14 protein-coding genes are annotated in these 13,392 nt (G+C 54.2%); 4 read left to right on the top strand and 10 right to left on the bottom strand.

The features are described from left to right. The first annotated feature begins 73 nt into the window (after positions 1-73). The 3 genes from HMPREF3016_RS07050 to HMPREF3016_RS07060 all read left to right on the top strand — a co-directional run bounded on the left by HMPREF3016_RS07050 (position 74) and on the right by HMPREF3016_RS07060 (position 3,204). Positions 74-598, top strand: a complete 525-nt coding sequence (locus HMPREF3016_RS07050) for a DUF4242 domain-containing protein (RefSeq protein WP_004005853.1) — start codon at positions 74-76, stop codon at positions 596-598. Between the two features lie 35 nt (positions 599-633). After that, complete coding sequence (locus HMPREF3016_RS07055; protein WP_070450683.1) at positions 634-1,716, top strand: acyl-CoA dehydrogenase family protein; 1,083 nt, start codon at positions 634-636, stop codon at positions 1,714-1,716. A 153-nt stretch (positions 1,717-1,869) separates the two neighbouring features. After that, positions 1,870-3,204: a uracil-xanthine permease family protein gene (locus HMPREF3016_RS07060; RefSeq protein ID WP_070741312.1), complete on the top strand. Its 1,335-nt coding sequence runs from the start codon at positions 1,870-1,872 to the stop codon at positions 3,202-3,204. A 113-nt stretch (positions 3,205-3,317) separates the two neighbouring features. On the opposite strand, the gene HMPREF3016_RS07065 is transcribed toward HMPREF3016_RS07060, so the two are convergent. From HMPREF3016_RS07065 to HMPREF3016_RS07100, 8 genes are all read right to left on the bottom strand, one after another. Then, on the bottom strand, positions 3,318-3,860 hold the full coding sequence (locus HMPREF3016_RS07065) for a hypothetical protein (protein ID WP_006888496.1): 543 nt from the start codon (positions 3,858-3,860) through the stop codon (positions 3,318-3,320). A 686-nt stretch (positions 3,861-4,546) separates the two neighbouring features. Further along, on the bottom strand, positions 4,547-4,858 hold the full coding sequence (locus HMPREF3016_RS11000) for a DUF6355 family natural product biosynthesis protein (RefSeq protein ID WP_141744127.1): 312 nt from the start codon (positions 4,856-4,858) through the stop codon (positions 4,547-4,549). Positions 4,859-4,873: 15 nt separating this feature from the next. Then, positions 4,874-5,167: a DUF6355 family natural product biosynthesis protein gene (locus HMPREF3016_RS11460; protein ID WP_371440324.1), complete on the bottom strand. Its 294-nt coding sequence runs from the start codon at positions 5,165-5,167 to the stop codon at positions 4,874-4,876. A gap of 552 nt (positions 5,168-5,719) precedes the next feature. Continuing rightward, a complete protein-coding gene (locus tag HMPREF3016_RS07080) occupies positions 5,720-6,922 on the bottom strand; it encodes a type II toxin-antitoxin system HipA family toxin (RefSeq protein WP_048753525.1) in 1,203 nt (400 codons plus the stop codon). Between the two features lie 2 nt (positions 6,923-6,924). Continuing rightward, positions 6,925-7,239 carry a helix-turn-helix domain-containing protein gene (locus HMPREF3016_RS07085; protein ID WP_004005858.1) on the bottom strand — a complete coding sequence of 105 codons (315 nt, stop codon included), beginning with the start codon at positions 7,237-7,239 and terminating at the stop codon, positions 6,925-6,927. A gap of 211 nt (positions 7,240-7,450) precedes the next feature. Continuing rightward, positions 7,451-8,284 carry an HAD family hydrolase gene (locus tag HMPREF3016_RS07090; protein ID WP_070741315.1) on the bottom strand — a complete coding sequence of 278 codons (834 nt, stop codon included), beginning with the start codon at positions 8,282-8,284 and terminating at the stop codon, positions 7,451-7,453. A 14-nt stretch (positions 8,285-8,298) separates the two neighbouring features. Continuing rightward, positions 8,299-8,877, bottom strand: coding sequence for a YbhB/YbcL family Raf kinase inhibitor-like protein (locus HMPREF3016_RS07095; RefSeq protein WP_080972601.1), 579 nt, complete (start codon positions 8,875-8,877; stop codon positions 8,299-8,301). A gap of 33 nt (positions 8,878-8,910) precedes the next feature. Then, positions 8,911-9,846, bottom strand: coding sequence for a carbohydrate kinase family protein (locus HMPREF3016_RS07100; RefSeq protein WP_070521474.1), 936 nt, complete (start codon positions 9,844-9,846; stop codon positions 8,911-8,913). Positions 9,847-10,137: 291 nt separating this feature from the next. Between HMPREF3016_RS07100 and HMPREF3016_RS07105 the strand changes: the two genes are divergently transcribed. After that, complete coding sequence (locus tag HMPREF3016_RS07105) at positions 10,138-11,580, top strand: glyceraldehyde-3-phosphate dehydrogenase (RefSeq protein ID WP_070741318.1); 1,443 nt, start codon at positions 10,138-10,140, stop codon at positions 11,578-11,580. A gap of 162 nt (positions 11,581-11,742) precedes the next feature. Here the strand turns inward: HMPREF3016_RS07105 and HMPREF3016_RS07110 are convergent, their stop codons facing one another. Then, positions 11,743-12,531 (bottom strand): carboxymuconolactone decarboxylase family protein, encoded by a 789-nt coding sequence (locus HMPREF3016_RS07110; RefSeq protein WP_070741321.1) that lies wholly within the window; start codon positions 12,529-12,531, stop codon positions 11,743-11,745. Between the two features lie 127 nt (positions 12,532-12,658). Then, positions 12,659-13,243: an NAD(P)H-dependent oxidoreductase gene (locus tag HMPREF3016_RS07115; RefSeq protein ID WP_070741324.1), complete on the bottom strand. Its 585-nt coding sequence runs from the start codon at positions 13,241-13,243 to the stop codon at positions 12,659-12,661. Positions 13,244-13,392 lie beyond the last annotated feature (149 nt).

The raw sequence follows: 13,392 nt of genomic DNA on the forward strand, positions 1-13,392 counted from the left end.
CGGTTTAGGGTATATGCCAGACCCGCCGCACAGGCAGGTAAAAGACAACGTTCTATCTAAGGAGAAAACAGACATGGCACTGTACCTGATCGAGCTGACCCCAGCAACCGCATCCAAGGACGAGGCAACTGCGCTCATCGAAACCGTTTCCAACTCCCTGAGCGAAGGCGCGGAGCTCATCGAAACCCAGGTTTCCGCCGATCACAAGCTGATCTTCGCCATCATTGAGTCTGAAAACACCGCGTTCGCACCCGCCCTCACTGCGGCTATTGGCGAGCGCGCATCCGTGGTTGGCCCCGACGAGGTTCGCTTGGTGGGCGCAGAACTCGACGACATCAAGAAGCTCAAGAAAGATGCAGACTACCTGGTCGAGTGGGATATTCCCGCCGAAATCACAATGGAGCAGTACCTGACTCGCAAGAAGGCGAACGCACCCAAGTACGCCGAGGTGCCCGAGGTTTCCTTCCTGCGAACCTATGTGCGTGAGGATACCGCCAAGTGCCTGTGCTTCTATGACGCACCCGATGAGGATGCGGTACTTCGCGCCCGCAAAGCCGTGAGCACCCCCATCGACCGTCTCTTCAAGCTACACGCATAAGCACATCTGCACATTGCACCAAGGAGCTCTCTACCATGTCTGAATTCACTCTTGAACCTCTTGAGGATTACCCTCAGCGCGAGCGCGTGCTTGCGCTTGCCGCCGAACACGCAGATGCCGTCGATGCCGGTGAGCGTTCCCCGTTTGAGAATCTGCGCGAGATTGCGAAGGATGGTCTGCTGACTCTGGGGCGTACCGGGTCTTTGCTTCCGCAGGTTTCGGTTGCTTTTGACCTTGCTTCGCAGGATGCGACAACCGGGTTCTCGCTGTGGGCGCATCGTTCTACGATTGCGTTCTTTGATGCGGTGAACCGTGAGCTGCCCGAGGGTTTGGCTGAGGCTACGACGAGCGGTACGAGCGCGATGGCGGCGGCGTATAAGGAGGCTTCGGGGCTTGCGCCGATCAAGGTTTTGGGCACTTTGGTAGAGGGCGGTGTGAAGCTCAACGGCACGGTGTCGTGGGCTTCTAACCTGTACCCGGGCGGTGTGATTGTGCTGCCGGTAGCTGTGCAGAATGCGCAGGAGGGGCATCCGAACCGGTATATTGTGACGGTTCGCCAGGATGTTCCGGGGTTGAAGGTTGTATATCACCGTAACCTGCTGGCGCTCAACGGAACCGAGTCTGGCACGATCATTTTTGAGGATGTTTTTGTGCCGACCGAGGATATTCTGACCGATAATTTTGAGGGCTTCCTTAACGATGTAACCGCGCCGTTCTTGCTGGTGCAGTCCGCATTCTGCTTGGGTCTTGCTGCCGGTGCGCTGGTGGAGGCTTCGAAGCATCTTGAGGCTTCGCAGGGTATTTTCAGTTCTGAGTTCCCGCTGATTGTGGGCGAGTACGAGAGCTTGCGCGATGAGCTGGTGCGTTTGGCGCGTGAGCCGCAGCGTGCCGAGCGTCGCGATTTGTTGAGCTTGCGCCTAGGTGTTTCGCATCTGGCGACGATTGCTACGCATTTTGAATTGCAGGTTGTTGGAGGCGCCGGTTACGTTGCTTCCTCGCCGACTGCGCGGCGTTTGCGTGAGGCTTCGTTCCTGCCGGTGCAGTCGCCGACTGAGGGACATCTGCGTTTCGAGCTCTCGAAGTATGACCACTTAGAGGATTTGCAGGCGGCGCTGTAGCGACTCCCCCTGCTAAATAGGCTCTTGGTGTGAATAAAGCGGTGAAAATCCGTTTATTCACACCAAGAGCCTTTTTACAATGCGCGTGCAGGAGCCAACAGGTGTAGAATTACTGGGAATTTTGTCCTCACTTTCACCTGGAGATCGCATCCCATGAGCACACAGAAATCCGGTTTCGGTTGGCGTCTGCACGGCGACGGCAGAAGCATTAAACCCGGCTCGGTCGTGGCGCCGAGCGAACGCCTCGCCTGGCCTATTACGATCGGCATCGGCGCCCAGCATGTGGTGGCGATGTTCGGCGCAACCTTCCTCGTGCCGCTGCTGACCGGGTTCCCGCCCGCAACCACGCTGTTCTTCTCGGGTGTGGGCACTGTCTTATTCCTGCTGATCACGCGCGGGCGTGTGCCTTCGTATCTGGGCTCTTCCTTCGCATTTATCGCACCCCTGGCGGCGGCGACAAACCAGCACGGCCCGGCGGGTGCGCTCGGCGGCATCGTCATGGCGGGCCTGTCGCTCTTCCTGGTGGGTGTTATTGTGCAGTTTGCAGGTACCGGCTGGCTGACGAAGCTCATGCCGCCCGTGGTGACCGGCGCGATCGTGGCGCTCATCGGCTTCAACCTGGCACCGAGTGCGAAAGCGAACTTCATGAAGGCGCCCATCACCGCGCTCGTAACCCTTATCTCGATTATCCTGATTTCGGTGCTGTTCAAGGGTATTATTGGTCGCCTCTCGATTCTGTTGGGCGTGATTATCGGGTATGTGACTGCGGTTGTGCGCGGCGAGGTAGACTTCTCGACCATCGAAAAGACCGTGCAGCAGCAGGGCATTATCGGTCTACCGCATTTTCAGAGCCCCGAGTTCCACTGGGAGCTTGCCGGGCTGTTTATTCCCGTGATTCTGGTGCTGGTTGCCGAGAATATTGGGCACGTGAAGTCGGTGGCGCTCATGACGGGCGAGAACCTGGATGAGTACTCGGGTCGCGCGCTCATGGCAGACGGTTTAGCGACCACTGTCGCCGGTTTTGGCGGCGGTTCCGGTACGACCACCTACGCCGAGAATATCGGTGTCATGGCGGCAACCAAGGTGTATTCGACGGCGGCATACTGGGTAGCCGCGATTTTCGCGATCGCTCTCTCGCTTTTCCCGGCGTTTGGCGCGGCAATTGCGACCGTTCCGGCGGGTGTTCTTGGAGGTGCCGCAACCGTGCTCTACGGCATGATCGGGATGCTCGGCGTGCGCATCTGGAGCGAAAACCGTGTGGATTTCTCAAATCAGATTAACCTGACGACCGCCGCTGTTGCACTGATTGTGGGCATCGCAGATTACACCTGGGAGTTCTCGGGCTTGTCGTTCGCGGGTATTGCACTCGGCACGGCGGCGACCTTGATTGTGTGCCACCTGATGACGTTCATCGCCAAACGCACTAGGGCGGCGGGCGACCCGCTGGAACCCTTCACTGACAGGGACCACGACGAGCTGGGGCACTAACTGCTGGGCTTGCCCACAATCCCTTGAGTTCCGGGAGCGTTTTCTTCATTCGGGAGCGGTTAAAGTGCTCCCGAATGAAGAAAACGCTCCCGCTTTTGTCCCATCAAGAAATATCAGTAGTTTGCCCTCCGGTTAGCAGCGTCCTCATGAGCATGAGCCACAACGAGCTTGAAGTTCTCTTCGGAGTCCTTCATGTACTCGACTGCGGGGCGATTATCGTAGAATTTCGACGGACGAGCAAGCCAAAAAGCTACACCCCACTCGGTAAGGCCGCTATCTAACAATATTTTAATAACCTGCCGAACCTGCGGATCCACTGCCCCGTCTTTGAACTGAAAAACCGGATATCCGTTACGTCCCGCCTTGTTTTTGAGGCGCAGAATATTGTTCTTGCGCACCCTATCGTTGAGGGCCTGCAGACTGATGCCGCCAAGGTATTCGCGGGTGCTGCGGCTGTCTTTCACCTTGCCAATATATTTCCCAGACCCCCGCGCACCCTTGCGCACTTCAACCGTATGCGAGAGCGCGTTCGAGAGCTCCTGCATAGACTCGGCAGTGGGAGTGATTTCACCCCGATCGATCTGTTCACGGATGCGCCGCTCAGTATCGTGCAGAACACCTGTGATGAACTCTTCGGTCGCTAAACTCTTAGGCATGATGCACTCCTTCCCTTGTACACACCACCCTATCAGCTTTATATGGCTTTATAAAGCTGATAGGTGCAAGAATTCTTGCACTCGGTGATGTTAGAGTGGGAAAGATGAAGACGAAATCGAACTACCTCATGACCCTACTCATTATTATGTGCGGATTGGATCTTCTCGACTGGAACATAAATATCCCTGAATACGTAACAGTTCCGACAGTTCTCATCATCTTCATTCTTGTCTTTGCAAAAATTGTATACGACTTCTGTGTTACTAAAAAAAATAGCTCTTAACCGTGCGTACCCTATAGATTTTCAGACTTCAAGTTCTTATCAAGAATTTGGTAACTTGCGCTTAGAGCCACCCCTTGAATCATAATAAGCATAATGAAAAACAACTTAACTGTCTAGAAGTAAGCGTGATTGCCTAGTTAGAATAATTAAATTAATACAGAACTTTACCCTGCACTCATTAGCCACACTCCCATCAACCGTCTGAAAATATTTTGAGTACAATCATCTACTCTGATACCAAGCAGTAATGAGACTGCCACTTCAAATTTTTCGCTTTAGATTATATAATGTATCCTTTAATGATTAAATAGTTAAGAATGTATTGGCGGAGGTAAAATATTACCCCCGCCAATACTCGATTGCTTAAGCTTTAACATGGAACCGCAAAATTACGGTATACGATTAGCACGGATCCGTAGCATACGCGAAAGTTATAGCACCAATGGCAGGATCTGCAAATAGCCTGGTTTCTCCAGGAGTAACACATATATCCCGTTCAGCATATGTATGTTGAACCTTAACACCCATATTGCCATCACCACAGTGGTTATAAGTTCCGGCTTCAGCATATTCATCCGGAAACCACCACGTTTCATCGGCGGTCCATCCACACGGGGACGCCGCATGAGCCGGAGCAGCAGAAACAAAACCTGATATTGCAAAAAATGTAGAAGTGATCAGAGCCGCAGCAAATATTTTGGACTTACTCTTCATGAGAAATAAAGCCTCCTAACATGAGCCTATTGCGTATGCATTAGAAATTTTCTTATGCATACTCGTGAACCCAAGACGTGTGTCACCCGGCTGAAGACAAAGCTCTTCCCCTCCTTGTGCTGTATCCACGTGGACTTTAACATTGGAGCCGTCATTAGTACAGTGCCCATAGTGTGCAATTTCTCGCTTGCCTCCGAATGGATCTACATCGAAAAAGCCAAAAATTGACAAATGCGCCCACGAGTCATGCTCTTCCCACTCAGTAAAGTACCCACAAGGATGAGAATGTGCTGGTGGCGAAAGCACCACAAGTACACCGCCAGCTAGGGCAGGTGCAAGAACAGAAGCTATAAGCCTTTTACCCTTCAACTTTAACCCTCCAAAATGAATGTTATAATAAAAATATGAAGACAAAAACAGACTACCTAATGGCGTTCCTTATTGTTATCTTTGGATTGGATATATTGGATAGGCATACAGATATACCCCAATACATACTAGTTCCAATAATCCTTTTCATCATTGTAGTTGTGTTTGTGCAGATCGTTTATTATTCCTTTTTCAAAAGGAAAAACTCGGATGATGAGTATAAAAAATAACTCTGATTCTCGATATAGGCATATTTTTGACCCGTGTCAAATATCTGGCAAAAAATAAAAGTAAATTTTATCTACACAAATACTTAACTTTAATTTAAATATTAAGCATGTCAGCTTTATATAAATTTATTTCACGATCTATAGAGGCATTTCATAATGCTATGCTTATACTCCAAGGGTTCATGCATTATCTATACTTTAAAAATATATTTATATTTTATCGCTAAATAACTCTCTGAAATACACCGCTTATCATAAACTTCTAATCCCTCAGTTCCCGCACTGCTTGTGTTGCACGCTCAAAACGTGGGCGCATCACAGAGGCGCTGGGCGCATCCACCCCATAGCCGCGAGCGCGTTCCGGGGCACGTTCCAGCAGAGGAGCTACGGTTCGCAGCCAGCCGTGCGCATCCTGCTCAGATACTCCAAAAAGAGAAAGCGAATCTTTAGAGACAAGCGCAGAAGGTTCATATGAGGGATCGCCGAAGAGAGCCAGCTGATGGGTATCACCGTCAGGGGTTGGATTCATATCGAAACACGGGGCTATTCCCCATTCACGCCCAAACCGCAAAAACCCGTGGTTACGCAAATGGTCGTCGGTATTCCCCACAAGCACCCCAAGCATAGCGCGCTTCCACAGCTGCTCGGTATCTGCGCCTTCTTCTCGGGCATATTCCACCACATCGACCCAGTCCCCGCCATCGCCGTCGGACGCTTCCAGTGCCGTCATCGCAGAAATATAGGGGATGCGCTGCCGACTGTCCTGCAGGCGGTCAAAACGACGCGCCACATAGATATGCCGATCTTCACCATTAATATCGGTAATTTTCAGCAGGCGCGCTTGCGGCACGATAATACCCAGATCAGCGCCCAGGCGGTTGAGAGTGTACTCCCACCCCATGAGATCCCACTCATCACCCACAGGCTTAGGAAACTTTGCGAGCCACAACTCGCCATTGATCAGCACATTTGCCTTTGGGCAGGCGCCGCCTAGCGAGCCGGTAGCACGGAAAAGACGCCGCGCCTGAATATCATCTACGGCAGACGGATCAAGCTCTATAGCATCCGCTGTCGTCAGCAGTTCGGGCAAATCCAGCTCATGGGGTATACCCGTACCATCGGAGCTTAACGGGGTATCGTCTATCCAATATCGTAAAGACCCCTGCCGCCCGGCATCATCTACCCCCAAAAGATAGTCGAACTCACTGAGCGAGGTGCGTTTTCGTGCACGCTGCAAGAGTTTACGTCCCCACCTGTCAGGGGCAGAATCGCTCAGCCCGCCCAACCCATCAAGGGGCTGTGCGCCAGCAACAAGAGGGAGCGATGGGGCAAGAGCGTAGGCGGCAGGATTCGCTAGATATGCTGCATCGTAGTGAAATACTCCGGTTCCACGGTTGATGAAAAGACGACCAGCGATTACCTCACGGTCGCCTGCCACTGTCGTAACCTGCACTGTTTCACTCATAGTTACCAGCCCATTTCGCTTTTAGGGATGCGCACCGACTTGGGTAGTTTTTCGCTGGCACGCAGGCGGCCGACATCCGTGAGGTAAGGGTCGGTAGCGGTGACGACCGCATCCAGCATGCCGAGCACCCGCAACACACGGAAAAGTACGTCAGTACGCACCGATTCGCCCTGCTCAATGCGCCGCAGGGTCACGGTCGTAATGTCTGCACGTTCCGCAACCATCTGGGCGGTCAGACCCATCAGTTTACGTTGGATGCGCAGCTGCTCGCCTATCGTCCGCGCGGCCCGGCGCACCTTGGTGGGAATATACGCCATAATCTCCATACCCTCATATAGAAATAACTACTTCTAGTATAGGCGATAATAGAAAGAATTATTTCTATATAGATGACCGTTTCATGCCCAGTACGTACTTTCGACGGCTCCCTCATCCAAAAAAATACGCCTCTCATCCAAAACTTTTTAGATGAGAGGCAAAAATTTAGATGAGGATTTGAATGAGGCCGCATGGCATGCAGTCGCGAGGCTACATCGCTCGGTACTGTGCCTCACCGCGCCCCCGAAGCATCGACTCGATCACCTGCGCTACGCCGTCTTCCCCGAAGGGCGGGCAGGTGCGCCCCACCTTCTTAATCAGCGCAGGCTCGCCGGATGCCATCGCATACCCGCGGCCCGCCCAGCACAGCATTTCGGCATCGTTAGGCATATCGCCAAAAGCCATCACCTCATGCGCCTCAATACCGTGTCTTGCGGCAAATTGGGCGAGAGTGCTCCCCTTATTCACGGTCTTCGAGCCCATCTCGATCAGCGGCTCGCCCACAACCCCACGCGTGACCGACACCAGCTCACCCACGGTCTGCGCCACACGCACATGCAGAATATCGGGGTCCATACCGGGCACCCGAACCAGGTATTTAATGATCGGAGTATCGCCAAGCGCCACGAATGCCTCCGCCATAGAGGATTCAACCACGCGAGCGCCCTCAAGCACGTCTCCCCCGTCGTGCGGCCCCTGAATGTAGACGGTATCCACGGTTTCGAGGGTGTAGGTGACCTCGGGGAATATCGGCTCAAGCCGAGTGTGGGCACGCTCAATCACAGCGGGTTCGGCGCCGTTAACCGCCTCTACTTCGTTGGCGCCCAGATGATACACCACGGCACCGTTCGAGCAAATGGCGTAGGAGTCAAAATCGGTTTGTTCCCGCAGCGGGGTAAGCCAACGGCTCGGGCGCCCGGTCACGAACACGATGTCGATGCCCGCCGCACGCGCCGCCTCTAGGGCGTGCAGGGTGCGGGAGCGAAAACGAAAATCAGGCCCGATGAGCGTGCCGTCCAGATCGCTGGCGATGAGCTTAATCATGCGAGAATAAGCGCCTAAGCCGCCGGTTCTGCGTAGGTGACGGTTAAGAAGGCGCGCGCGATGCCGTGGAAGAAGAGGTTGAAGTTCACCACGGCAGGTGAGGTGTTCTCGTCTACTTCAAGTTCGGGTACGTCCACGGCAGTCACGCAGAATATGTAGCGGTGCGGCCCGTGCCCTGCTGGAGGCGCCGCACCCACGAATCCGGGGGTTCCGGCGTCGTTGCGATGCGCTATCGCCCCGGCGGGAAGCGCCGCGCCACCCTGACCGCCGACGATAGCGCCCGCGTTGGTCTCAAGCGCGGTAACCGATGCGGGGATGTTTGATACGGTCCAGTGCCAGAACCCGCTGGGGGTGGGCGCATCCGGGTCGTAGCAGGTGACAACGAAGGATTTGGTCTCTTCGGGGAATCCCGACCAGCTCAGCTGTGGAGACTGATCCTGCCCGCCGGGCACGCCGAAGAGCGCCGAGAGCATGGCGGTGGGCGCGGCGGCGCCGTTTTCAAGGTCGGTGGAGGTCAGGTTGAAGAGCGGCAGGTCGGGCAGCCCAGCGTAGGGTTCACGCGGCAGGGGTGCGGTGCCGAGGTTGTTAGTCACGGTAGTCCTCCTCGTTTAGGTTGGGTGGCTGACTTAGCCGTTGAGTACGGCGTTAAGTTCTTCGCGGGTGGGCGGGTTCGCTCCGGAACGCGAGACGGTAATTCCCGCCGCCGTTGCGGAGAATCGTAGCAGATTTTGAATATCTTCGCGGGTGAGTGCGGCAAGTTTGGCGCGTGCTTGAGCACCGCTGATGCCTCTGTCGAGAAGCGCGGCGATCAGCGCCGCCATGAGCGAATCGCCCGCTCCTACAGTATCTGCAACCTCCACGCGATAGGCCGGTTCTTCAATCCCGTTGGGGTATGCACGGGTGTAAGCGATCGGCCCGCCTTCACCGCGGGTTATCACCATCAGCTCTACACCGAGGTCGAGCCAGGCATGCGCGGTTTCTGCAAGGGAACGGTCAGGATATAGCCATGTCAGATCTTCGTCACTTGCCTTCACCACCGACGCGAGCGCAGCAAATTTTTCTGCCCAGCTCTGGGCGAGGGCACGGTCACTAATAATGGTGGGGCGGCAGTTTGGATCGTAGCTGATGAGAGCGCTTTCTCGTGCCGCCGTGAGCGCTTGAGCAACCACGTGGGCGCCCGGTTCGAGCATCGCCCCGATAGAGCCGGTGTGCAGCGCTTCGCAGCTGGGGGCTAGGGCTAGAATGTCGTCGGCGTAGCTGTCGAGGCTCCAGTCGATATCGAATTCGTAGCGTGCCGCGCCGTCTTCCCCAATATACGCCTGCGCGGTTGAGGTTCGTGCGGCGCGCGGCTCGAATGGTACCTGCACTTTGGATGCGCTCAGGTGCGCGGCGATGCTGGCGCCGTGTTCGTCGGTTCCGTAGTGGCCGATAAACCGGGTCTTGTGCCCTAGCCGCGCGGCGCCGACGGCGACGTTGAGGGGAGATCCGCCGGGGTATGCGTGCATGGGGGCGTCGTTGCTGTGGACGACGTCTACGAGTGCTTCACCGATGACAGTTAACATGTCTCAATTCTACTCAAGGTTGCCTCGCGGTGGAGTGTGTTTCTGTGTGTTATCCCCGTTGTTTTCGCTTCTTGCGTGAGGGCTTGTGTGGGCTTTATTGGCTTCGGGCGTAGCGCATTGTGCAAAGCGTGCTAGATTTCACAGATTCGACGGCGTGAGGGAATAAAACCGTTCGCCGCAGCGGTTAGACTTAAAGCAGAGTCGGTTGCGTGCGGCCCGATGAATTGGGCATGCGCATCGGCACGAACAACAAATTCCGACGAAGATGTCCATTGAGGAAGAAGGTCAAGAGTGACGACTCCCGAAAACACTCACGAGCAGTGGATTGCCCGCGAAACCCAGGCCGAAGAGATGATTCCCCTCATCGGTAAGCTAAACCGCGAGAACGGTGTAGTTCTTAATATTCACGGTCGCAGCCTGGTTAATAAGTCCGTTATTCAGCTGTTGCGCCTGCATGATGGTGCCGCGAAGGTTGATGGAACCCCGCTGAACCCCGAGCACACACTAGAGCTGGTTCAGGCGCTTTTTGACCTTAACCTTGGTCCCTGCTCGATCAACATTGCGGCTCTGCATCGCCAGCATGTTGATGCGGGTTCCCCCGACTTCTCCATGTGGCTGCCCGAGCAGGTTGGCGCATCGGTTGGCAAGAAGGGCGAGACCGTCAAGCAGCAGGATGTGGTGCTCTACGGTTTCGGGCGCATTGGCCGTCTGTTGGCACGTATTCTGCTGGAGCGTTCCTCATCGCTGGGTGCAAACCTGCGCCTGCGTGCTGTGGTAGTGCGCAAGAATACCGAAAACGACCTTGAGAAGCGTGCTTCTTTGCTGGCACGCGATTCGGTGCACGGTCCATTCAAGGGCACTATTAAGGTAGATGCTGAGAACAACACCATTATTGCTAACGGTCTGCCGGTGCGTTTCATCTACTCGTCAGATCCGACCACTGTGGATTACACCGAGTACGGTATTGAGGATGCGCTTCTGGTGGATAACACCGGTCGCTGGCGCGATGTTCCGGGTCTGACCCAGCACCTTGAGCGCCCCGGTATTTCCCGCGTTCTGCTGACCGCTCCCGGTAAGGGCGATATGAAGAATATTGTCTTCGGCGTGAACGATAGCATCATTACCGACGACGATAAGATTCTTTCGGCGGCATCCTGCACGACCAACGCGATTACCCCCGCGCTGAAGGTTCTTGATGATGTGTACGGTGTGGAACGCGGTCACGTGGAGACCGTGCACGCTTTCACGAATGATCAGAACCTGATTGATAACTTCCACAAGGGTGATCGTCGCGGCCGTTCGGCAGTGCTGAACATGGTGATTACCGAAACCGGCGCGGCTCGTGCTGTTTCTAAGGCACTCCCCCAGTTGGAGGGCAAGCTGACCGGTAACGCTATTCGCGTTCCCACCCCGGACGTTTCGATGGCTATTCTGAACGTGAAGCTGGCTAAGCCCGCCGGTTCTAAGGATGAACTGAACGAGGTTTTCCGCCAGGTTGCCCTCAATGGTGAACTTCGCCGCCAGATTGGTTACTCCGATTCGCATGAGGCTGTCTCCACCGACTTTGTGGGTTCCCGTAACGCGGGTGTGGTGGATGCGCTTGCCACCGTCGTCAGCGATGACTCGGCAATCCTGTATGTTTGGTACGATAACGAGTTCGGTTACTCCTGCCAGGTGGTGCGCGTGCTCGAACGTATGGCTGGCGAAGAAGCACCGTCATACCCCACAAAATAGGGTTGAGTAGTATATATAGCCATTCGGCTATATAACTTGATAAGAATATACGGGTGGTTCCCTGAAAATATATCAGGGAATCACCCGTATATTTTTATGTACTGCCCTGCGAACAGAACCACTTTTTAAAACCTTGGTTTCACCACTTCTCGCGCATCGTAATTATGCATTATTCTCTGCTAATACTTTCCGCAAACTGGCGATAGCATTTAGGGCGGCGGGGAATCCTGCACAGACCGCTATCTGGATCATCAGCTCCACAAGTTCGTCTTGAGTGCCGCCTACGTTCAAGAAGCCGTTGATATGAACATGCAGCTGAGGCACGCACGTTCCTAAAGCGCTGCACGCAGATACAGAGACCAGTTCACGCTCCCACAGGCTCAGCCCGGGCCGAGAATAAACATCGCCAAATGAGTACTCGACAATGTAGCGACCTAAATCTGGTGCAATGTCTTGAAGCGATTCAACCACAGCCTCGCCGCCAGCTCCATCTACACGCTCAAGAAATGAAGAACCTACCTCGAAACGCTTGGCGGGCTCGGTACTATGCGTATCTAAGTTCACGTCAATACCGCGTTCGGTGAAAACCTTACGAGCAACAGAGACAGCATTTAATGCAGCGGGAAAACCAGCGTATATGGTCACATGGATAAAAGTCTCGATAATCTGTTCAGGAGAACAGCCCACATTGAGGGCTCCATTAATGTGGAATTCCAGCTGCGGAGCTGCATTCCCAAGTGCGGCTAAAGCAGATATGGTGATGAGCTGGCGGGCCTGATCGGATAGCCCTTCCCGATCAAAAACATCTGCATACCCAAACTCCACGACGAACCGTTCTAGGTCAGGTGAAAAAGAAGCTAAGCTATCAAGAATAGATCCGTGAGGGTTCTGCTCTACCCGGGCAAGTACTTCTTTCCCCCGCAGATAACGTTCATTGTTTTCAGCAGCCATAATATTAACTACCTTTCTGGTGATGGCATGATGCGATGGAGGAATCTGCATCTGATTCTCTGCGGTCAGCTTTCACGTGAGGCCGTCTCCTCAGGCATGCATATGAGGGTATACAGGTTATAAACCCTTACGCCCGACCGAAGACCTCGTTGAGGTGGGCAGTATAGTCGGCGAGATACTGTTCGACCTGCGGATTTTTAATCACATCATTGCAAATAAAGGTGGGTAATTGGGTGGTTCCCAAGAATTCGTTAGCTTTATGAAAGTGCATGTAGAGGGCATCTACCCCGGCTCCCTCGAAGAAGTCGCCCTCCCGGATAAAAGCTTCGCGAGGCGCGTTCCATGTCAGCGACAGCATATGCCGCCGCCCTTGAAGAAGACCGCCCGTACCGTATCCTTCAGTGGGGTTGGCGCTGCTGCGACCATCATTAGCGTACAGGGTGCCCGCGCCAGCGGTAAACACCTCGTCCATATATTTTTTCACGGTCCACGGCTCATGCATCCACCAACCGGGCATCTGCCAGATGACCGCATCCATCCACTGGAATTTTTCTACTTCCTGGTGAATATCGTACCCGTCGTCAATCACAGTTTCTCGCACATGATGACCGAGCGCCGATAACGTATCACGGGCTGTTTGATGCAGGGTGTGGTTCAGGCGACCCGCCGAGTGGCCGAATGCTTTACCGCCGTCGATCAAAAGAATATTCACTGTAATTCACTCCTTAAACTCAGCACCACGAGAATGGTTGGCTGTCTCCAACCGCTTGTTCCACAGTACAGGGCTGCTGCGCTGTGAATCAGCCTGTTTCTTGACATGCAACGGACTTCATTCCGGTCTGTTGTCAGTACACGTAACAG

Origin of the sequence: Rothia sp. HMSC065D02 (assembly GCF_001815285.1) — a bacterium.
Lineage (GTDB): Bacteria > Actinomycetota > Actinomycetes > Actinomycetales > Micrococcaceae > Rothia > Rothia dentocariosa.

Excerpts from the sequence above, each read along its gene's own strand:
- HMPREF3016_RS07060 (WP_070741312.1), top strand. The coding sequence starts at position 1,870 with ATGAGCACACAGAAATCCGGTTTCGGTTGGCGTCTGCACGGCGACGGC.
- HMPREF3016_RS11000 (WP_141744127.1), bottom strand. The coding sequence starts at position 4,858 with ATGAAGAGTAAGTCCAAAATATTTGCTGCGGCTCTGATCACTTCTACA.
- HMPREF3016_RS07110 (WP_070741321.1), bottom strand. The coding sequence starts at position 12,531 with ATGGCTGCTGAAAACAATGAACGTTATCTGCGGGGGAAAGAAGTACTT.
- HMPREF3016_RS07080 (WP_048753525.1), bottom strand. The coding sequence starts at position 6,922 with ATGAGTGAAACAGTGCAGGTTACGACAGTGGCAGGCGACCGTGAGGTA.
- HMPREF3016_RS07065 (WP_006888496.1), bottom strand. The coding sequence starts at position 3,860 with ATGCCTAAGAGTTTAGCGACCGAAGAGTTCATCACAGGTGTTCTGCAC.
- HMPREF3016_RS07090 (WP_070741315.1), bottom strand. The coding sequence starts at position 8,284 with ATGATTAAGCTCATCGCCAGCGATCTGGACGGCACGCTCATCGGGCCT.
- HMPREF3016_RS07055 (WP_070450683.1), top strand. The coding sequence starts at position 634 with ATGTCTGAATTCACTCTTGAACCTCTTGAGGATTACCCTCAGCGCGAG.
- HMPREF3016_RS07100 (WP_070521474.1), bottom strand. The coding sequence starts at position 9,846 with ATGTTAACTGTCATCGGTGAAGCACTCGTAGACGTCGTCCACAGCAAC.
- HMPREF3016_RS07085 (WP_004005858.1), bottom strand. The coding sequence starts at position 7,239 with ATGGCGTATATTCCCACCAAGGTGCGCCGGGCCGCGCGGACGATAGGC.
- HMPREF3016_RS07050 (WP_004005853.1), top strand. The coding sequence starts at position 74 with ATGGCACTGTACCTGATCGAGCTGACCCCAGCAACCGCATCCAAGGAC.